This window comes from Hydrogenophaga sp. (assembly GCF_030651625.1).
In the GTDB taxonomy this organism is placed as follows: domain Bacteria; phylum Pseudomonadota; class Gammaproteobacteria; order Burkholderiales; family Burkholderiaceae_C; genus Hydrogenophaga.
Genome location: NZ_JAUSCF010000022.1, coordinates 401231 through 419372, shown reverse-complemented (window position 1 = coordinate 419372; position 18142 = coordinate 401231). Strand labels below are relative to the sequence as shown.

At 61.8% G+C, this 18142-nt stretch carries 18 protein-coding genes; 9 read left to right on the top strand and 9 right to left on the bottom strand.

Features of this window, described 5'->3' with window-relative positions; translation table 11 throughout:
• Window positions 1–83 precede the first annotated feature (83 nt).
• From Q7V46_RS09870 to Q7V46_RS09860, 3 genes are all read right to left on the bottom strand, one after another.
• The gene (locus Q7V46_RS09870) at window positions 84–938 is read right to left on the bottom strand and encodes a sulfurtransferase (RefSeq protein WP_304913349.1); all 855 of its coding nucleotides are present in this window, start codon (window positions 936–938) and stop codon (window positions 84–86) included.
• A 93-nt stretch (window positions 939–1031) separates the two neighbouring features.
• A complete protein-coding gene (locus tag Q7V46_RS09865; protein WP_304913348.1) occupies window positions 1032–1922 on the bottom strand; it encodes a DMT family transporter in 891 nt (296 codons plus the stop codon).
• Between the two features lie 218 nt (window positions 1923–2140).
• On the bottom strand, window positions 2141–3346 hold the full coding sequence (locus Q7V46_RS09860) for an aromatic ring-hydroxylating dioxygenase subunit alpha (RefSeq protein ID WP_304913347.1): 1206 nt from the start codon (window positions 3344–3346) through the stop codon (window positions 2141–2143).
• Window positions 3347–3664: 318 nt separating this feature from the next.
• Here Q7V46_RS09860 and xseB point away from each other — a divergent pair, with 318 nt between their 5' ends.
• The 7 genes from xseB to dut all read left to right on the top strand — a co-directional run bounded on the left by xseB (window position 3665) and on the right by dut (window position 11198).
• A complete protein-coding gene (gene xseB / locus Q7V46_RS09855; protein WP_304913346.1) occupies window positions 3665–3934 on the top strand; it encodes an exodeoxyribonuclease VII small subunit in 270 nt (89 codons plus the stop codon).
• 8 nt (window positions 3935–3942) lie between these two features.
• Entirely contained in the window at window positions 3943–4836 is an 894-nt protein-coding gene (locus tag Q7V46_RS09850; protein ID WP_304913345.1) for a polyprenyl synthetase family protein, read from the top strand.
• A gap of 33 nt (window positions 4837–4869) precedes the next feature.
• A complete protein-coding gene (gene dxs / locus Q7V46_RS09845) occupies window positions 4870–6765 on the top strand; it encodes a 1-deoxy-D-xylulose-5-phosphate synthase (RefSeq protein WP_304913344.1) in 1896 nt (631 codons plus the stop codon).
• 318 nt (window positions 6766–7083) lie between these two features.
• Window positions 7084–8163, top strand: a complete 1080-nt coding sequence (locus Q7V46_RS09840) for a TRAP transporter substrate-binding protein (RefSeq protein ID WP_304913343.1) — start codon at window positions 7084–7086, stop codon at window positions 8161–8163.
• A gap of 174 nt (window positions 8164–8337) precedes the next feature.
• Window positions 8338–8940 carry a TRAP transporter small permease subunit gene (locus tag Q7V46_RS09835; RefSeq protein ID WP_304913342.1) on the top strand — a complete coding sequence of 201 codons (603 nt, stop codon included), beginning with the start codon at window positions 8338–8340 and terminating at the stop codon, window positions 8938–8940.
• Window positions 8937–10700, top strand: coding sequence for a TRAP transporter large permease subunit (locus Q7V46_RS09830; RefSeq protein WP_304913341.1), 1764 nt, complete (start codon window positions 8937–8939; stop codon window positions 10698–10700). Before Q7V46_RS09835 ends, Q7V46_RS09830 begins: the two co-directional genes overlap by 4 nt.
• Before the next feature lie 48 nt (window positions 10701–10748).
• On the top strand, window positions 10749–11198 hold the full coding sequence (gene dut, locus Q7V46_RS09825) for a dUTP diphosphatase (protein WP_304913340.1): 450 nt from the start codon (window positions 10749–10751) through the stop codon (window positions 11196–11198).
• Between the two features lie 104 nt (window positions 11199–11302).
• On the opposite strand, the gene Q7V46_RS09820 is transcribed toward dut, so the two are convergent.
• A complete protein-coding gene (locus Q7V46_RS09820) occupies window positions 11303–11854 on the bottom strand; it encodes a peptidylprolyl isomerase (RefSeq protein WP_304913339.1) in 552 nt (183 codons plus the stop codon).
• A gap of 14 nt (window positions 11855–11868) precedes the next feature.
• Between Q7V46_RS09820 and Q7V46_RS09815 the strand changes: the two genes are divergently transcribed.
• Both Q7V46_RS09815 and Q7V46_RS09810 read left to right on the top strand, forming a co-directional pair.
• Complete coding sequence (locus Q7V46_RS09815; protein WP_304913338.1) at window positions 11869–13023, top strand: JmjC domain-containing protein; 1155 nt, start codon at window positions 11869–11871, stop codon at window positions 13021–13023.
• A gap of 61 nt (window positions 13024–13084) precedes the next feature.
• Window positions 13085–13600, top strand: a complete 516-nt coding sequence (locus Q7V46_RS09810; RefSeq protein WP_304913337.1) for a hypothetical protein — start codon at window positions 13085–13087, stop codon at window positions 13598–13600.
• A gap of 208 nt (window positions 13601–13808) precedes the next feature.
• Here the strand turns inward: Q7V46_RS09810 and bamC are convergent, their stop codons facing one another.
• The 5 genes from bamC to Q7V46_RS09785 form a co-directional block, all read right to left on the bottom strand.
• A complete protein-coding gene (bamC, locus tag Q7V46_RS09805; RefSeq protein WP_304913409.1) occupies window positions 13809–14873 on the bottom strand; it encodes an outer membrane protein assembly factor BamC in 1065 nt (354 codons plus the stop codon).
• 132 nt (window positions 14874–15005) lie between these two features.
• On the bottom strand, window positions 15006–15893 hold the full coding sequence (gene dapA / locus Q7V46_RS09800) for a 4-hydroxy-tetrahydrodipicolinate synthase (RefSeq protein ID WP_304913336.1): 888 nt from the start codon (window positions 15891–15893) through the stop codon (window positions 15006–15008).
• An 81-nt stretch (window positions 15894–15974) separates the two neighbouring features.
• On the bottom strand, window positions 15975–16529 hold the full coding sequence (locus Q7V46_RS09795) for a bifunctional 2-polyprenyl-6-hydroxyphenol methylase/3-demethylubiquinol 3-O-methyltransferase UbiG (RefSeq protein ID WP_304913335.1): 555 nt from the start codon (window positions 16527–16529) through the stop codon (window positions 15975–15977).
• A gap of 159 nt (window positions 16530–16688) precedes the next feature.
• Window positions 16689–16811 carry a hypothetical protein gene (locus tag Q7V46_RS09790; protein ID WP_304913334.1) on the bottom strand — a complete coding sequence of 41 codons (123 nt, stop codon included), beginning with the start codon at window positions 16809–16811 and terminating at the stop codon, window positions 16689–16691.
• Window positions 16808–18058, bottom strand: a complete 1251-nt coding sequence (locus Q7V46_RS09785; protein ID WP_304913333.1) for an MFS transporter — start codon at window positions 18056–18058, stop codon at window positions 16808–16810. The genes Q7V46_RS09790 and Q7V46_RS09785 overlap by 4 nt, the downstream gene beginning before the upstream one ends.
• Between the last annotated feature and the right edge of the window lie 84 nt (window positions 18059–18142).

Below are 18142 nucleotides of genomic sequence, written 5' to 3'. Positions count from 1 at the left end.
GTTGTGCTGCTTGTCCCCGCAGACGGCTGGTTACGAATGGCACTCCGGGAGTCTGCCAGCTTATCGGCAAGCTACCCGCAGACTTAACTTCGGGCCCTTGATGTGCCAGGTGTGTTGCACCATGCGCTCCAGCTCCCGGGGTACAGGGTCGTGCGTCCGAGGCCGGCCAACTCCATGGCCAGCAGGTTCGGAATCGCGCTCACGCCGCTGCCGCACTGGTGGACCACCCCTTGCGCGTCGCGCCCCGCCAGCAGGGCGTTGAACTCGGCCCGCAGTGTTTCGGCGGGTTTGAATCGGCCATCTGGCATCAGGTTGTCCGAAAAAGGGCGGTTCAACGCGCCAGGAATGTGGCCTGCCACAGGATCGAGTGGCTCCACATCGCCGCGGAATCGGGCTGCAGCCCGCGCATCGATGATCGTCAGCTTGGGGTCACCGATGCGCTGGGTGAGTGTGGCGGTGCCGATGCTGTTGACCAGCGGGTCGCGCAATGGGTAGTCGGTCTCCTTGATCGATTCGACACTGGGGCCCTTTTCGGTCGACCCGCCCTCGGCCAGCCAGGCCGGAAGCCCTCCGTCCAGCACGGCGACCGCTTCGTGGCCCACCCATTTCAGCATCCACCAGAGTCTGCCGCAGAAATGGGCACCCAGACGATCGTAGACAACCACCTGGTGCTCTGTCGTCAAGCCGGCCGCCCCGAGCCAGTCTGCGAACTGTTTGCGCGATGGAAGCGGATGCCGGCCTTCGCCTGGTTCGGCATTGTGGGCACTCAGATCGAGATTCAAGTCAGCATGCCGGGCGCCCGGCAAGTGCTTGTCTTCAAACAGCGCGCGACCTGCGGCAGGGTCGGTCAGATCAAAGCTGCAATCAAAAATCAGCGGAGGCTGGCGGCTGTTCAGCAGCACCTGTAGTGCTTCTGCCGTGATCAGGGTGGTGTGCATGCAGGGATTGTCCCGCACCAACCAGCTTGTGGCGATGCCACCAAAGGTTTACTGCGGGTGGCTTCGTGAGCAGGTTCTCACAAGTTCATGCCATCAATGCTCTTCGGCCGGTGCATTGGGAACCGCACGCGAGCGCAGCACCGTGGCTGCGATGCCGCTGATGATGATGAGACCCATGCCGGCCCAGCCCATCAGGGGCAGTACGTCGCCGAAAAAGGCCAGTCCGTAGATGCCTGCGAACACGATGCCCGAGTACTGCAGGTTGGCCACCACCATCGTGGCGCCACGGGAGTAGGCGCGCGTCATGCAGAGCTGGCCCATCACCGCGAGCAGTCCGATGGGCAGCAACCAGAGGGCGCTTGGCCAGTTCCATGAACTGGCTCCGACAAACAACATGCCCAGCCCGCCAGCCACCACGGCACCCACTGAAAAATAGAACACCGTTCGGCTTTCGGGCTCGCCAGCCCGGGAGAGTGCCGCGACCTGCAGGTAGGCAAACGCGGAAAAGATGCCCGAGAGCAAACCCACCAGCGCACCGATCACCTGGTCGTCATTGAGCGTGGGGCGCAGCATCATGGCCACACCGGCAAACCCCGCCAGTACCGTGAGAAACAGCGGACCTTGCTGCCGTATCGGTGCATTGCGACCCTGTGTCAGCAACGCCCCGCCCAGGAGAAAGGTCGCGATCCACACGCTGCTCATATAGTTGAGGGTCACGGCGGTGGCCAGCGGCAGAGCTGCAATGGCATAGAACCATGCTGTGAGTGCGATCACGCCGACCACGCTGCGCCAGAAGTGCATCATGGGCACGCTGGTGCGCAATGAAATTCCGCGCATCTGCGTAAGACCAATCAGAAAAAGCACGCCCACCAACCCACGGTAGGCGACGATCTCGAAACTGTTGAAGTGGGTCGACGCGAACTTGATGCACACACCCATGGTGGCAAAGAAAAGCGACGCCAAAAGCATCCACAGGGCTTGCACGAGTTATTCGCCCCCACGCTCCGCCGCTGCGCGGGTCGCTGCCCCCCGATGGGGCTGAGCCTGCCTTCGGGCGGCCCGGCGGTAGTCTCGATGACCCCCACGCTTCGCCGCTGCTCGGACAGCGTCGTCCAGAGTCATCGCGGAACCGGCTTTGCCGGGCCGCTGATGGCGCCCCCCCGGGGGGGTGACGCCGAAGGCGGCACAGGGGGGATTCAGCCTCATCGCGGAACCGGCTTTGCCGGGCCGCTGATGACGCCCCCCTGGGGGGGTGACGCCGAAGGCGGCTCGGGGGGGCTCATCCTCGCCCTGTACCATTCGTGGAAGTGCTGCATGCCGTCCTCCATCGGGCTCTGGTACGGTCCCACTTCGTTGTCGCCACGTGCCAGGAGCGCCTTGCGTCCGGCGTCCATGCGCTCGGCAATCTCGTCGTCTTCAATGCAGGTTTCCATGTAGGCCGCGCGCTGAGCTTCCACAAAACCCCGCTCGAAGGCTGCGATGTCTTCCGGGTAGAAAAACTCCACCCGGTTCAGCGTCTGGTCCACGCTGATGGGATGCAGGGTGGATACCGTGAGCACGTGCGGGTACCACTCCACCATGATGTGCGGGTAGTAGGTGAGCCAGATGGCGCCGTGCTCGGGCATCTTGCCCTCGCGGTACTGCATCAGCTGTTCATGCCAGCGTTGGTACACGGGGCTGCCGGCCTTCTTCTCCAGATTCTGGGCGCCCACCGTCTGCACGGAGAACTCTGGCTTGAACTCCCAGCGCAAATCCTCGCAAGTCACAAAATTGCCCAGGCCTGGATGGAAGGGCCCCACGTGGTAGTCCTCCAGGTAGACCTCGATAAAGGTCTTCCAGTTGTAGTTGCAGGTGTGCAGTTCGACATGGTCGAGCACCATGCCGTCGAAGTCCAGCGCAGCGCGCGGCCCCAGGCCCGCAAGATCGGCTTCGATGTCGCGCCCGTTGTCTTCGAACAGCAGACCGTTCCACTCGCGCAGGGGGTAGCGATTCAGGTTCAGACAGGGATCTTGCGCAAAATGGGGTGCACCCAGCAAGGAGCCGACTGGCGCGCTCTGGCCTCCGCTGTAGGTCCACCGGTGCAGGGGACAAACGATATGCCCGCCTGCGTGCCCGGGTTTCTGCTCGGCCAGGTTGCCTCGGCCCTTGAGCATCACGGCCTGACGATGGCGACAGACGTTGGAGACGAGTTCAACGCCCTTGGCCGTGCGCACCAACGCTCGGCCTTCACCTTCGTGCTGCAGAGTCTGGTAATCGCCCAGGTTGGGCACCGCGTTGGAGTGCCCCACGTAGCGGGGCCCGCGCTGAAAGATCGTTTCCAGTTCGCGCTCGAACAGCGCCTGGTCAAAATAGCTGGAAACCGGGAGTTGGCTTCTGGCCTGCTGAAATTGAAGACTTAAATCAGACATCGTGGTCGTGACCTAGAGACTCCCCCTATGAAGGGGCAGGGTAAGCGCTGGTCGAAGATCGAATTCGCGCGGGAAGGGTGAAGTGGTGCGTCCCTCCGGACAATGCTTGTCCGTCAGTAGAAGAAAAAAGGGCGGATTGTACAGGTGGGGGCGAATACTTCCAGCAAGAAGCGCGCCCGACAGGCGGGTGTCTTTGTCGTGGCAAGGTTCGATGGCGGCAGAGGGATAAAATTCCTGAGATCGCGACCAGGTGAGATCCACCCCGGTTTTACCTTGGTTGGCGCTCACGCGGCCCTTGCCCCGTTTGAAAACCCCCCGATGACCACAGCTCCTTCGACCAAAACCCCAAAAACCCCCGCCAGACCAGCGCAGGCGCCCGAACCCGCCTCGAGCTACGAGGCTGCGCTCGCAGAGCTGGAACAACTGGTGGCGCAACTGGAAGCTGGGCAGTTGCCGCTGGATCAGTTGCTTGAACGTTACCAGCGGGGAGCCGCCTTGCTGGCTTTTTGTCGCGATCGGCTGGAGGCGGTGGACAAGCAGATCAAGGTGCTTGAAGGTGGGGAACTCAAGCCCTGGGACGCTGCGTGAACACCGCGATGTCTGAACCCGCAGTTTTCGTTGCATGGCGTGCGCAATCCCAGCGCGCAGTGGAGCAGGCTTTGTCAGACTGGGTGCCGCCCGGAGCGCCGGCAGGCCTGGGCGATGCCATGCGCTATGCGGTGCTCGACGGCGGAAAACGACTCCGTCCTTTGCTGGTGCTGGCCACCAGTGAGGCCGTGGCTGGCGATGCCACCGCGGCCATGCGTGCCGCCTGCTCGGTTGAACTGATCCATGCCTACTCTCTGGTGCACGACGACATGCCCTGCATGGACAACGACGTGCTGCGACGCGGCAAGCCGACGGTGCATGTGAAGTTCGGCGAGGCCCAGGCCTTGCTGGCCGGCGACGCCTTGCAAGCGCTGGCTTTTGAGCTGCTTGTGCCTGGCGACGCCAGCGTACCGCTGGGCATGGCTGTCTCACTTTGCCGTTTGCTGGCGTTGTCGGCTGGCGCTGATGGCATGGCGGGGGGCCAGGCCGTCGACCTGGCCAGTGTGGGCAAGGCGCTTGATCTGCCAGCCTTGGAAGCCATGCACCGACGCAAGACGGGTGCATTGTTGCAAGCCAGCGTGATGATGGGGGCGGCCACCGGGCAGACCAGCGCCAACGGGGTCACACAATTGCAGCGTTTCGGTGCCTGCCTGGGCTTGGCGTTTCAGGTCGTTGACGACATACTGGATGTGACGGCAGACTCCGCCCAGCTGGGCAAGACGGCAGGCAAGGATGCTGCCAGTGACAAGCCCACCTTTGTTTCACTGATGGGGCTGGAAGCGGCCCAACAATACGCCGACCGCTCCTTGGCAGAGGCCCATGACGCCTTGAACCAGTCCGGCCTGAACCATTGCGATGTTCTTCACGCGCTCGCCGACTGGGTCGGTCGGCGCGATTGTTGATCCTCCACCCGAACAGCGACACCCATGCCGCCCATGACTTCTTTGTTGTCTTCCATTCAATCGCCTGCAGACCTGCGGCAACTCACCCGCGCCCAGTTGCACCCGCTGGCCGATGAGCTGCGCAGCTATCTGCTGGACAGTGTCGCACGCACCGGTGGCCACCTGAGCTCGAACCTGGGCACGGTGGAGCTCACGGTGGCCTTGCACTACGTGTTCAACACGCCCGACGATCGCCTGGTGTGGGACGTGGGACACCAGACCTATCCTCACAAGATCCTCACCGGCCGGCGCGACCAGATGCACACCCTGCGCCAGCTCGGCGGCATCAGCGGGTTTCCACGTCGCAGTGAGAGTGAATACGACACTTTCGGTACCGCCCATTCGTCCACCAGCATCTCCGCTGCGCTGGGCATGGCGCAGGCCGCACGGATCAAGGGCGAAGACCGCAACGCGGTGGCCATCATTGGCGATGGCGCCATGACCGCAGGCATGGCGTTCGAGGCCTTGAACAACGCTGGCGTTGCCGAGGGGCGACTGCTGGTGGTGCTCAACGACAACGACATGTCGATCTCGCCGCCCGTTGGTGCGTTGAACCGCTACCTTGCCCAACTCATGAGTGGGCAGTTTTACGCTGCAGCCAAGAACGTGGGCAAGCAGGTTCTCAAGAATGCACCGCCGCTGTTCGAACTGGCCAAGCGGCTGGAAGAGCATGCCAAGGGCATGGTGGTGCCAGCCACATTGTTCGAGAAGTTTGGCTTCAACTACATCGGACCCATTGATGGCCATGATCTCGAATCCCTGATTCCCACGCTGGAGAACATCAGGCAACTGCTTGCAGCGGGCAGTGGCCCCCAATTCCTGCACGTGGTCACCCGCAAAGGTCAAGGCTACAAGCTGGCTGAAGCCGACCCCATCGCCTACCATGGCCCAGGCAAGTTCGACCCGGCGGTGGGCTTGACGCCGCCAGCGATCGTGCCCAAGACCACGTTCACCCAGGTGTTCGGTCAATGGCTCTGCGACATGGCAGCCGCCGACCCCAAGCTGGTGGGCATCACGCCGGCCATGCGCGAAGGCTCTGGCATGGTGGAATTCGAGCGACGTTTTCCTGAGCGCTATTTCGATGTGGGCATTGCCGAACAGCACGCAGTGACCTTCGCTGCCGGATTGGCCTGCGAAGGCTTGAAGCCGGTGGTGGCCATCTATTCCACGTTCCTGCAGCGTGGCTACGATCAATTGATCCACGATGTCGCGCTGCAGAACCTCCCGATGGTGTTCGCACTGGACCGGGCTGGTCTGGTGGGCGCCGACGGTGCGACCCATGCGGGTGCCTATGACATCGCCTACCTGCGTTGCATTCCCAACATGGCGCTCGCATGCCCGGCAGACGAAGCCGAGTGTCGCCAATTGCTCTCCACCGCGCACGCACAGAACCACCCCGTGGCGGTGCGGTATCCACGGGGTGCAGGCGCTGGCGTGTCCGTTCCCTCCAGCCTTGAGGGCCTGCCCTACGGCAAAGGCGAAATTCGGCGCCAGGGCCGGGGTGTGGCCATTTTCGCGTTCGGTACCTTGCTCCATCCCGCACTCAAGGCGGCGGAGAAACTGGGGACGAGCGTGGCCAACATGCGCTGGGTCAAGCCGCTCGATCTGGATTTGCTGCGCGAAGTGGCTCGCACGCATCAGGCGATCGTCACGGTCGAAGAAGGCTGTGTGCAGGGCGGGGCCGGCAGTGCGGTGCTCGAAGCCTTGCAGAGTGAAGGGTTTTTGCTGCCGGTGCTCACGCTGGGTTTGCCAGACCAGTTCACCGAACATGGGGATCCCGCCAAGCTGTTGGCCATGGTGGGCCTGGATGCTGAAGGCATCGAGCGTTCGGTACGCGCGCGGTTTTCTGCACTTCTGGATGCATCTCCTGGGCTCAAAGTGGTGGCTTGAGGGATCAGGGCGGCTGACATTCCACGCACTGCCGCCGCGCTTGATGGGTCAGGCGGGTAGGTCGTCGACTGTTCAGTTTTTTGCCTGCACCGCAAGAGTGCAATTTCCGGACTTCTGACAGCACGTGGCCGTGAGACACGGCCTGGCTTTGCATCGAACCTTGCAAGAGGCTGAATACCCGCAGTCAAACCGCTGCTTTCGAGGGAAAACCCCCAGCGATCACGGTGACCCCGTTCCTACAATTCTGCTTGACCCATAAAGTCACCTGCCTGGATCACCGGGTCGGGTTTTCCCATACCAACCACGGAGTCAATCGATATGGATCGTCGTTCACTCATCAAGCACGCGGGCATCGCCGGTGTGCTCACGGCAGGAGTCGCACCAGCGGTTCACGCCCAGGCCGCCATCCGCTGGCGTCTTGCTTCCAGCTTTCCCAAGGCGCTGGACACCATTTACGGCGCAGCAGAGGTGTTTGCCAAGAAGGTCGGCGAAATGTCCGGCGGCAAATTCGAGATCTCTGTGCACGCTGGCGGCGAATTGATGCCGGCTTTCGGTGTGGTCGATGGTGTCCAGGAAGGCACCGTGCAAGTGGCCCACACCGCTCCCTACTACTTCTTTGGCAAGGACGACACCTTTGCCATGGGTACGGCCATTCCATTCGGTTTGAACAGCCGCCAACTCACCTCCTGGTTCTACGACGGCAACGGCTTGAAGCTGTTCCGCGAGTTCTACGACAAGTACAACATCGTGAACTTCCCAGGCGGCAACACCGGTGCCCAGATGGGTGGCTGGTATCGCAACGAGATCAAGAGCCTCGACGATATGAAGGGCTTGAAGTTCCGCGTGGGCGGGTTTGCCGGCAAGGTCATCACCCGCATGGGCGGTGTGCCGCAGAACATCCCGGGCGGCGAAATTTACCAGGCGCTGGAGCGCGGCACCATCGACGCGGTCGAGTGGGTCGGTCCTTACGACGATGAAAAGCTCGGCTTCCAGAAGGTTGCCAAGAACTATTACTACCCAGGCTGGTGGGAAGGTGGCGCACAGCTCGACTTCTACGTCAACAAGGCCGCCTACAACGGGCTGTCGGCAGAGAACAAGGCCATCGTGGAATGCGCTGCCTCGCATGCGCACACCACCATGCAGGCCATGTACGACAACCGCAACCCGGCCGCTTTGAAGCGTCTGGTGGCTGGTGGCGTCAAGGTGCTGCCATTCCCGCGTCCCGTGATGGACGAGGCCTTCAAGCAGTCCATGTCGCTCTACACGGAGCTCAGCGACACGAACCCGGCATGGAAGAAAATCTACGCTGATTACTCAAACTTCCGTAAAGACCAGAACCTTTGGTTCCGGTTCACGGAAGCTCAGTTCGACCGCTACATGCAGGCTGCCACACTGTAAGGCCCCCGGCCTTGCGGAAAAAAACCCCGCTCCGGCGGGGTTTTTCGCTACGTTCCACATGAGTTTTCATCTGATGCCCAGCACCCTCACAGTCAGCTGGCCATCAGGTGTCGGGCCAGACTCCCACTAGACTGGGTCCGTTTTCTGTCCAGCCCCTTGTTGCGGGTACATCCCATGTCTCTACTGCTCAAACTCTCTCGCTTCATAGACGGTATCAGCAGCCTGATCGGAAAAGTGGTCATGTGGCTCATTCTTGCCGCGACCCTGATCAGTGCCGGCAACGCGGTCATCAGAAAGTCGTTCAGCATCAGTTCGAACGCGTGGCTGGAAATCCAGTGGTACCTGTTCGCTGCTGTCTTCATGCTGGGTGGGGGCTACGCGTTCCTTCGCAATGCGCATGTGCGAATCGACTTCATCTCCAGCCGGCTGAGTCCCCGCACGCGCAACTGGATCGATGTGGCAGGCATCATCGTGTTCCTTTTGCCCCTGTGCTATTTCATGGTCACCCTGGGCTGGCCGTTGTTCGAGCGCGCCTGGATATCGGGCGAAATGTCCTCCAACTCGGGTGGTCTCATCCGCTGGCCTGTCTACGGGATGATCCCGCTGGGCTTCGCGCTCCTGTTCGTGCAGGGCATATCCGAACTCATCAAACGCATTGCCTTTCTCACCGGACATGGTCCAGACGTGCTCGACCACAGCGGCCCGAGTGAGACCGAGTTGCTGGCCAAGGAAATTGAAGCCCAGGAAAAGGCCCGCAAGGCCGGAGCCCAGTCATGAGCGAAATACTTTCGAACAACTTTGTGCCCCTGATGTTTGGGGGCTTGATCGTCTTTTTGCTGGCCGGGTTTCCGGTCGCGTTTTCGCTCGCAGCCACGGGCCTTTTCTTCGGCCTGATCGGCATGGAGATCGGTCTGTTTCCAGCCAACCTGTTTCAGGCGCTGCCGCTGCGCGTGTTCGGCATCATGCAGAACGACACGCTGCTCGCCATTCCCTTCTTCACGCTGATGGGCATCATCCTGGAGCGCAGCCGGATGGCTGAAGACTTACTGGAGACCGTGGGGCAGGTCTTTGGCCCCCTGCGTGGCGGGGTGGGCATTGCTGTGGTCCTCGTAGGTGCGTTGCTGGCTGCGACCACTGGCGTGGTGGCTGCCTCCGTGATCTCCATGGGCCTGATCGCCATGCCCATCATGCTGCGCTATGGCTACAACCGCGCCATCGCCACGGGCACGATCACCGCTTCCGGTACGCTGGCGCAAGCCCTGCCGCCTTCGCTGGTGCTGATTGTTCTTGCAGACCAGCTGGGCCGGTCGGTTGGCGACATGTATTCCGGCGCCCTGATCCCTGGCCTGATGCTGGTGAGCCTGTACCTGCTGTTCATTGTGGCGGTCGCGATCGTGCGCCCCAAATGGGTGCCAGCCCTTCCGCCCGAAGCGCGCATTTACAACCAGCCGAATGGAAGCAGCGGCCATCGCTCGCTGCTGATACTGATGGCGATTTCGGTGGGAGCGGCCTTGTTCTGGGCGCAGATTCACGAATCCGTCCTGAATCCGTGGATGGGGCGTTCGAGTCCGGCGCCAAGCGACGAGACGTTCATTCTCTCGTTCACCATCGGCACCTTCGTGGCGTTCGGGCTGGCTGTGGTGAACAAGGTGTTCCGGATCGGGCTGCTGTCCCGTCTGACCGAGCGCGTCACCTTTGTGCTGATTCCGCCTCTGGTGCTCATTTTCCTGGTGCTCGGCACCATCTTTCTGGGCATTGCCACGCCCACCGAGGGCGGTGCCATGGGGGCCATTGGCGCCATCGTGATGGCAGGCGTGCGCCGCACACTGAGTTTCAAGCTGCTGCAGCAGGCCCTGGAAAATTCGACCAAGCTGGCCATCTTCGTGATGTTCATCCTGATCGGATCCACCGTTTTCAGTTTCACGTTCAACGCAGCCGATGGACACATCTGGGTCGAGCATCTTTTCGACAAGTTGCCCGGTGGACAGTTGGGCTTCCTGCTGTTCGTGAACCTGCTGGTGTTCGTGCTGGGCTTCTTCATCGACTTCTTTGAAATCGCCTTCATCGTGATTCCGCTGCTGGTGCCGGTGGCACAAAAGCTCGACGTGAACCTGATCTGGTTCGGGGTGTTGATCGCCATGAACCTGCAGACTTCTTTCCTGACGCCTCCGTTCGGCTTTGCGCTGTTCTATTTGCGCAGCGTGGCCGCCCGCAACGACTACGATGATGTGGTGACCGGCAAGCGCATCAAGGCGGTGACCACGGGCCAGATCTACCAGGGCTCGATTGCATTCATTGCGCTGCAGATCATCATGGTGGCTGTCATTCTCTTCAACCCCACCCTGGTGACGGGCAGTCTCAGCAAGCCGATCGTGGTCGACGAGTCGTCGGTGCGTGACATGCTGCTCAACATGCCAGGGCTGGATGATCCGTTTGGCGACGACAACGACAAGCCTCCGAGCATGGAGGGATTTGGCCCGAGGCGGGATGCCGAGGAGGTCGATCCGGCCAAGGCGTTGGAAGACGCACTCAAGTAGGCTGAATACAGTCATCCGATCCCGCCCAACAAGCAAGTCGTTTCCAACATGCAAGTCGATGTCAAAGTGATGGATCCGCGCATGTCGGATCAACTGCCCAGCTACGCCACGCCGGGTAGCGCGGGGCTTGATCTCAGGGCTTGCCTGGATGAGCCACTGACGCTGGCCCCCAACGCCTGGCAACTCATCCCCACCGGATTGGCCATTCATCTGGCCGATCCGGGTTTCGCGGCCATGATCCTGCCGCGATCGGGGTTGGGTCACAAGCACGGTATCGTGCTGGGCAATCTGGTGGGTCTCATCGACAGCGATTACCAGGGCCAACTCATGGTCAGCGCGTGGAATCGCAGCGATGTGCCTTTCACGATCGAACCCATGGAGCGCATTGCACAAATGGTGATCGTGCCTGTGGTGCAACCGAACTTTCGTTTGGTTGAGGACTTTGCAGAAGCCAGCTTGCGCGGCTCTGGGGGCTACGGTTCAACAGGACGGGGATAGAAAGCCGACCTCGCAGGGCGATGAGCCTCGTGGCCTGCCATGGGCTTCGTCCCAGACAACTGGCTGGCGTCGTGGTCGGCGGTGCGGCAGCGTTGTGACTGGCTTCAATGAAGCGTGTGGGATCCTGGTGGAGTGTCTTCGTCTCCCACCGCCGGGTTGCTGGAATCGACCTGCATGCGGAAGAAGCCCGTGCCCAGGGTTCCGAGGCCGATTTCGTTCAAAGTGGCCTCGCGAACAGCATGCACTTTCATCTTGATACGCAAGGCAATGCCGGCCAGAGGGTGGTTGCCATCGAGCACCACGTGATCGGGGTAGATGTCGCTCACGAAGTACAGTCGATCCTTCGGCGCTGCAGGATTGCCGCCTTCCGGCAGACCTTCGAACCCCATGCCTTCTTCGATCTGTTCAGGAAACAGGTGGCGGGGCTCCAGAAACAGCAGTCGGTCGTCATAGTCGCCGAATGCGTTCTGAGGTTCCAGATGCAGATCGATCGTGTCGCCAGCGACGTGGCCTCGCAACGCGTTTTCAATCTTGTCGAGCAGGTCGGTTCCGCCCACCAGGAACTCGACCGGATCGTCGAGCGTGTCGAGTTCTTCACCCAATGTGTCCTTGAGCGTCCAGGTCAACGCGACCACGCATTGTTCAGAAATTTTCATCCGACAATTGTCCCATGACACCCGCCCGAGCCACCAGCCCATCCATCCCATTGCCTCACGAGCCAGTCGCCTTGCTGGGCGGGCTTTCTCCAGCCCGTTTCATGCAACGCCATTGGCAGAAGAAACCGCTGCTGATTCGCAACGCGCTGCCCGACTTTGTCCCCTTGCTGAGTCGCAAGGCGTTGTTTTCGATGGCTGCGGACGACGCCGTGGAGTCGCGACTGATTGAACACAAAGAGCCAGGCTGGACGCTCAGACACGGTCCCTTTTCAACACGGGCATTGCCGCCACTGAAGAGAAAGGGCTGGACGCTGCTGGTCCAGGGCGTTGACACCCACCTGGACGCAGCCCACGACCTGCTCCAGCGGTTCCGTTTTGTGCCCGACGCGCGCCTGGACGACTTGATGATCTCCTGGGCCAGTGATGGGGGAGGCGTTGGACCTCACTTTGACAGCTACGACGTGTTCCTGCTGCAGGTCAGCGGGCAGCGCCGCTGGCGCATCGGTCGACAAAAGGACCTTTCGCTGGCGCCGGGTGTGCCATTGAAAATACTGAGTCGGTTCGAGGCCGAGGAAGAACACCTGTTGAACCCGGGTGACATGCTCTACCTGCCACCTCGTTGGGCCCATGACGGTGTGGCTGAGGGCGGGGACTGCATGACCTATTCGATCGGGTTCAGGGCCCCACAACGCGGCGGTCTCGCGGGAGAGCTTCTGCAGCGCATGGCTGATGAGTTTGAAGACGCCACACTCTATGCCGATCGGAGTCAGCCTGCCACTTCCACACCTGCGGCTTTGCCGCCGGCACTGGAGGCATTTGCCGCTGATGGCCTGCAACGCTTGCTGGCGCAACGCCAGACACTCGCGTGTGCGTTGGGTGAAGTCATGACGGAGCCCAAGCCGCGCGTCTGGTTTGATCAGCCAGAAGGAGTTTGGTCAATCGGGGCCTTGCGCCTGGACCGTCGTACCCGCATGATGTACGACGATCGTCATGTGTTCATCAATGGTGAGGGGTTTCTGGCAGGAGGTGCAGATGCACGCCTCATGCGCCGTTTGGCCAATCAGCGGTGTCTGGTCGCCCGTGATGTGGGCAAGGCGAGCGGAGCTGCGCTGGCCTTGCTTCAGGACTGGTTTGAGGCAGGCTGGCTAAAGCTGAATGAACCAGGCTGATTCAGTCCCTTGCGCAGATCAGGGCTGGTGAGATCAGCTCTTATGAATATGAGGTTTGTCCATGGAAACCACTGCTGACCCGTCTCCGAACCCCATCTCCCTGCCGGAAGGGCGCTTGCTGGGGCGCAATGCATTCATCGACCTGGTGCGACAGGCCATCGCCACCGCGGCCAGTCGCGGATGGGTGAAGATGGTGTGGTGCGATCAGGATTTTTCCGATTGGCCACTTGGTGAGCGATCAGTGATTGATTCGATCCAGGCATGGTCCGCCAGCGGGCGGTCCCTGCATCTGCTCGCGCAAGACTTTGCCCCGCTTCGCCAAAAGCACCCCCGGTTCGTCCAGTGGCGCGTGGCCTGGTCGCACCTGGTGGAGGCTCGTGCCACAGGCAGAAGCTCAGGAGGCGAAGTGATGAGCGCCATCTGGACCCCGGAATGGACCATGGAGCGGCTGGACTTGAAACACAACGTGGTGGTGGCCACGTTCGAGCCGGCACGGCGCGTCGCCTTGGGAGAGCGTCTCGAAGCAGAGTGGCACAAGGCGGCACCTTCTTTTCCGGCGAGCACGCTGGGCTTGTAACTCGCTGTGCTGCGTATTGGAGCGAAGGTTCGCTGCATCCCTTTCCGTCGTTTTTCATCTTCTTCGTTGTTGCGTTAATGGGTGCGATGGCAAACCATTTCCACAAGGGAGCTTGCTTCATGAAAACCAGCAGCCGTGCACTGGTACGGTACCAACCCCATGAAAAATGCCGCCCGAGGGCGGCATTTGTCTGGACGCAGAGAGCGCTTTACTTGAGGTCGTCTGCCAGAAGCTTGAGGATGCGCTGAGCATTTTCGGAGTTGTCTGGCTGGCCCTCGGAAGACAACACCGACACAGAAGTGATGTTATTGGTGCTGACCACCGCAACGCGGTAACGCACTGGCGTCGCTTCATTTCTCGAAGCGCCAAACATGCGACCGATCAGACCTGGCTGGCCCGAGGCGGCTCTGGGTTCGACATACCGGACGAAGTAAATCCCCTGACTGCGATTGCGATCCTCGACGGTAAAACCGGTACGGTCCAGCGCCAAACCCACCCGGCGCCAGCCGCGGTCAAAGCCATCTTCAAATTGCATCACAGGCACATTGTTCACCGTGGTCAGGCGCGCAGCAGCGACTGACGGGGCTGTGGCTGCAATGGCCTGGGATTGCGCTTCGCTCACACCCAGTCGAACCATCAGGCGACGCAGGAACTCGGTTTCCAGCTCAACGTCGGCTGGTCGGGGTTGCCAGCGGGTTTCTTCCTTCTGTGTCGTGGTGTAGACCTCGATCATGCCGCGGTGGCTGATGTAGATTTCCGTACCTCCCGAAGGTGTGCGTTCCAGACGCGTGCGGAAACGGTCGCGCTCTGCAGTGGAGTAGACCGCGTCGAGTACCCGTCCCAGCGCGCGCCGGATGAAATCCTGCGGCAGCTTGGCGCGGTTTTCCGCCCAGTCGGTTTCCATGATGCCGAGCGCTTCCTGATCGAGCTCCAGCACAAAGCCGCTCTCTTGCCAGAACGACCGCACCGGCTCCCAGAGCGCATCGGCAGGGCGATCCACCACCAGCCAGCGTTGGCTGCCTGCGCGCTCGATGCGCACATCGCCGACGGTGGTCGCGGCTGTGCTGCCGCCAGGCTGAGCAGGTTGCCCCGCTTCAAAACCGCTGGCAGTCACCGTCGCGCCCGGCACAGCAAAACGGTTGTCCCGATTGAGCTGGGTCAGATCGGGGGGGATTTCCAGTGTGCTGCCGCGTTGGGCGCTCTTGTAGTCGATCTTGTCTTCCTGAAGCACGGTACACCCGCCGAGCAGGGCAGCCGCGGTGATCGCAATCATGGTGAAGCGCAGGGGAGCGGCACAGGTGACCACCTGGGCGCGAGAAAATAGCTTGGACGCGTTCAATGGGAGCATGAAAGGACTCTGGTTGTTCGGGGGGTGGCAGGTAGGAGTCTGACAGGTCGCAGAGGTTCAGGCGATCAGGCCGCTGTCCTGCAAGGCACCTTCCACGACGGATTCGTGGGCGGCGGCCATTGGGGTGAGGGGCAGTCGCATGGCCGGGCCACACAAGCCCATGCGTGCCATCGCCCACTTGAGGGGAATCGGGTTGGGTTCAATGAACAGGTGCTTGTGCACGGGCATCAGGCGAAACTGGATGTCCATGGCACGCCGGACGTCGCCGGACATGGCCGCCACGCACAGCTCGTGCATCAGGCGTGGCGCTATATTGGCCGTCACGCTGATATTGCCTTTGCCGCCGCACAACATGAGCGCCACCGCAGTTGGATCGTCGCCGGAGTAGATGGCGAACCCCTCAGGCGCTTCGCGAATGAGCCATTGCGCCCGTTCGATGTTGCCGGTGGCGTCCTTGATGCCGACGATGCCATCAATCAGAGCCAGGCGCAGGGTGGTGTCGACCGACATGTCGGCCACGCTGCGACCGGGCACGTTGTAGAGCACGATGGGCAGGTCACCCGTCGCCTCTGCGATGGCCTTGAAATGCTGATACTGACCTTCCTGGGTGGGCTTGTTGTAATAGGGCACCACCTGCAGTTGGCAGTCAGCGCCCACGCCCTGGGCAAACCGGGCCAGTTCGATGGCTTCGGCCGTGGAGTTGGCGCCGCAGCCCGCCATGATGGGCACGCGCTTGGCGGCCTGTTCGACGGAAACGCGGATGATTTCGCAATGCTCTTCCACGGTCACCGTGGGCGACTCTCCGGTGGTGCCGACCACGCCGATGCAGTCGGTGCCTTCGGCAATGTGCCAGTCGATCAGTTCGCGCAGGGTGGGGTAGTCCACACTGCCGTCTTCCAGCATGGGTGTGACCAGGGCAACGGTGCTGCCGGTGATGGTGTTCATAAGCCAGTTGCTCAAAGAATGCGTGTCCTGCGGGCCAGACCACGTTTGATCGGCGACTTGCGGGCACGAAGATGATGCATTCTACCCAGTGGCCGTCAGGGGATGGCGTGCGGGCAGGGCGGGCGGTTCGGTCGGTTTTCGTACCGCCGTGATGCGTTGAACGAAGCGCGCTGGCTGGTCGCAGAACCCGTCTTCAAATGCAACCACGTGCATGAGCTGGCAGACCTGAAGCAATTCACCAGGCTGAAGCAGGAAGTCGGGGCGAGAAGGCTTTCCCACCGTTTCATTGCCGGCCGCGAAGGTTTCGTAAATCAACACCCCCCCCGGAGCCACGCTTTCCAGCAAGGTGGACAGCAGCGGACGCCACAGGTAGTTGGTGACCACCACTGCGTCGAACCGTTCTCCCGCGAACGGCCACGCCCCATTTTCAATGTCGGCCTGCACCGCGCGGCCCAGCGGTTGGACCGCGGCAATGGCCTCAGGCGAGCGGTCCACGCCCGTGACGCGGTGGCCCGCGTCTGCCAGCCATCGCATGTGCCTGCCATGGCCACAGGCCACATCCAGCACCGACCCACCGGGTGGAATCAGATGCGTCCAGCGCTGGACCCAGTGCGAGGGCGTTTCGTTGTTATGCATGTCTGTGTTCCATGGTGCCGGGGCGCAAACCGTTGCGCATGATAGGAGTCTGTCCAGGGACACCGAGGAACCGCCCTTCGACAAGCTCAGGACGGGCCTCTGGTGTCGCCCCCCTTTCAGGGGGGAGGCGCCGAAGGCGACGCAGGGGGTGTTCCATACCTAGAAACAGCTCCAGAACTGGTCGGCCAGGTTCACCAGAAATCCTGGCTGGTTGTAGAGCATGAGCGTACCCAGAAGGGCCAGCGCAATGGTCGCCCAGATCATGAGCCGGGTGACGGTCATGCCGGCGCTCCCACACGCTGCGGGCCACGGGCAATCGGCGATTCGCGCACCGGCAGGTTGATCAATGCCGCAAACACGCCGAGCACGATGGCGATGTACCAGACCACGTCGTAGCTACCGGTGCGGTCGTAGAGCACACCGCCCAGCCACACACCCAGGAAGCTCCCAATCTGATGGCTGAAGAAGACAAAGCCGCCCAGCATCGACAGGTGCGCCACGCCGAAGATCTGCGCCACCACGGCATTGGTGGGCGGAATGGTGGAGAGCCAGAGCAGGCCCATGACACTGGCGAACACATACACGCTCATGGGCGTGAGCGGCGCGATCAGGAAGATCGTGATCACCACGGCGCGGGCGAAGTAGATGAATGCCAGGATGTGGCGCTTGGCCAGTCGCTGTCCCAGGGCGCCTGCCGCATAAGTGCCGATCACGTTGAACAGGCCGATCAGCGCCAGCGCGTAGCTCGCGACCTGGGGCGACAGGCCGTTGTCCTTGAGGTAGCTGGGCATGTGCACGCCGATGAAAACCACCTGAAAGCCGCAGACGAAGTAACCCGCCATGAGCAACTGGAAGCTGCGGTAACGAAGCGCTTCGCGCAGCGCGCTCATGATGCTCTGGTCGCGCACCGGGGCACCGCCGCCGGCAAAGCCCGGCTCGCGCAGGCCCAGGGCCAGCGGCATGATGAGCAGCACCGCCGCGCCCAGGAACAGCAGCGCTTCCTGCCAGCCGAAGCTGCTGATCAGCCAGCCTTCCACCGGCACCATCAGGAACTGGCCAAAGGAGCCGGCCGCAGCGGCCACGCCCATGGCCCACGAGCGTTTTTCGGCCGGTATCTGACGCCCGATCACGCCATAAATGACCGCATAGGTCGTGCCGGCTTGCGCAGCACCAATCAACACACCGGTGGTCATGGCAAAAGCGATCGAAGATGTGGACAACGCCATGCCCACCAGCCCAGCGGCGTACAGCACGGCGCCCACCAGCAGCACCCGGAAGGCGCCGAACCGGTCGGCGGCCATGCCGGCGAAGATGCCGAAGGCGCCCCACGAGAGGTTCTGGATGGCCATGGCGAAGGAGAACGTTTCGCGGGTCCAGCCCTGGGCCATGGTGATGGGTTGCAGCCAAAGCCCGAAGCCGTGGCGAATGCCCATGGACAGTGTCACGATGGCTGCCCCGCACGCGAGCACCTGCCACATGCTCAGGTGGGGTGCGGACTGGCTGGGGGTGGATATGGACGTCGAAGGCATCCGGCGACTTTAGCGAATTGCGGGGGCGCGCGCTTGTCGCACGGGTGGGCCTGCACTGACATTTGGCGGAGGCATTGATGCGCA

Bases quoted from the DNA above. Each gene is read 5' to 3' on its own strand.
- Q7V46_RS09785 (WP_304913333.1), bottom strand. From the start codon at position 18,058: ATGCCTTCGACGTCCATATCCACCCCCAGCCAGTCCGCACCCCACCTG.
- Q7V46_RS09850 (WP_304913345.1), top strand. From the start codon at position 3,943: ATGTCTGAACCCGCAGTTTTCGTTGCATGGCGTGCGCAATCCCAGCGC.
- dxs (WP_304913344.1), top strand. From the start codon at position 4,870: ATGACTTCTTTGTTGTCTTCCATTCAATCGCCTGCAGACCTGCGGCAA.
- Q7V46_RS09870 (WP_304913349.1), bottom strand. From the start codon at position 938: ATGCACACCACCCTGATCACGGCAGAAGCACTACAGGTGCTGCTGAAC.
- dapA (WP_304913336.1), bottom strand. From the start codon at position 15,893: ATGAACACCATCACCGGCAGCACCGTTGCCCTGGTCACACCCATGCTG.
- Q7V46_RS09815 (WP_304913338.1), top strand. From the start codon at position 11,869: ATGACACCCGCCCGAGCCACCAGCCCATCCATCCCATTGCCTCACGAG.
- Q7V46_RS09810 (WP_304913337.1), top strand. From the start codon at position 13,085: ATGGAAACCACTGCTGACCCGTCTCCGAACCCCATCTCCCTGCCGGAA.
- xseB (WP_304913346.1), top strand. From the start codon at position 3,665: ATGACCACAGCTCCTTCGACCAAAACCCCAAAAACCCCCGCCAGACCA.
- Q7V46_RS09790 (WP_304913334.1), bottom strand. From the start codon at position 16,811: ATGACCGTCACCCGGCTCATGATCTGGGCGACCATTGCGCTGGCCCTT.
- Q7V46_RS09830 (WP_304913341.1), top strand. From the start codon at position 8,937: ATGAGCGAAATACTTTCGAACAACTTTGTGCCCCTGATGTTTGGGGGC.
- bamC (WP_304913409.1), bottom strand. From the start codon at position 14,873: ATGATTGCGATCACCGCGGCTGCCCTGCTCGGCGGGTGTACCGTGCTT.
- Q7V46_RS09795 (WP_304913335.1), bottom strand. From the start codon at position 16,529: ATGCATAACAACGAAACGCCCTCGCACTGGGTCCAGCGCTGGACGCAT.
- Q7V46_RS09820 (WP_304913339.1), bottom strand. From the start codon at position 11,854: ATGAAAATTTCTGAACAATGCGTGGTCGCGTTGACCTGGACGCTCAAG.
- Q7V46_RS09840 (WP_304913343.1), top strand. From the start codon at position 7,084: ATGGATCGTCGTTCACTCATCAAGCACGCGGGCATCGCCGGTGTGCTC.
- Q7V46_RS09860 (WP_304913347.1), bottom strand. From the start codon at position 3,346: ATGTCTGATTTAAGTCTTCAATTTCAGCAGGCCAGAAGCCAACTCCCG.
- dut (WP_304913340.1), top strand. From the start codon at position 10,749: ATGCAAGTCGATGTCAAAGTGATGGATCCGCGCATGTCGGATCAACTG.
- Q7V46_RS09835 (WP_304913342.1), top strand. From the start codon at position 8,338: ATGTCTCTACTGCTCAAACTCTCTCGCTTCATAGACGGTATCAGCAGC.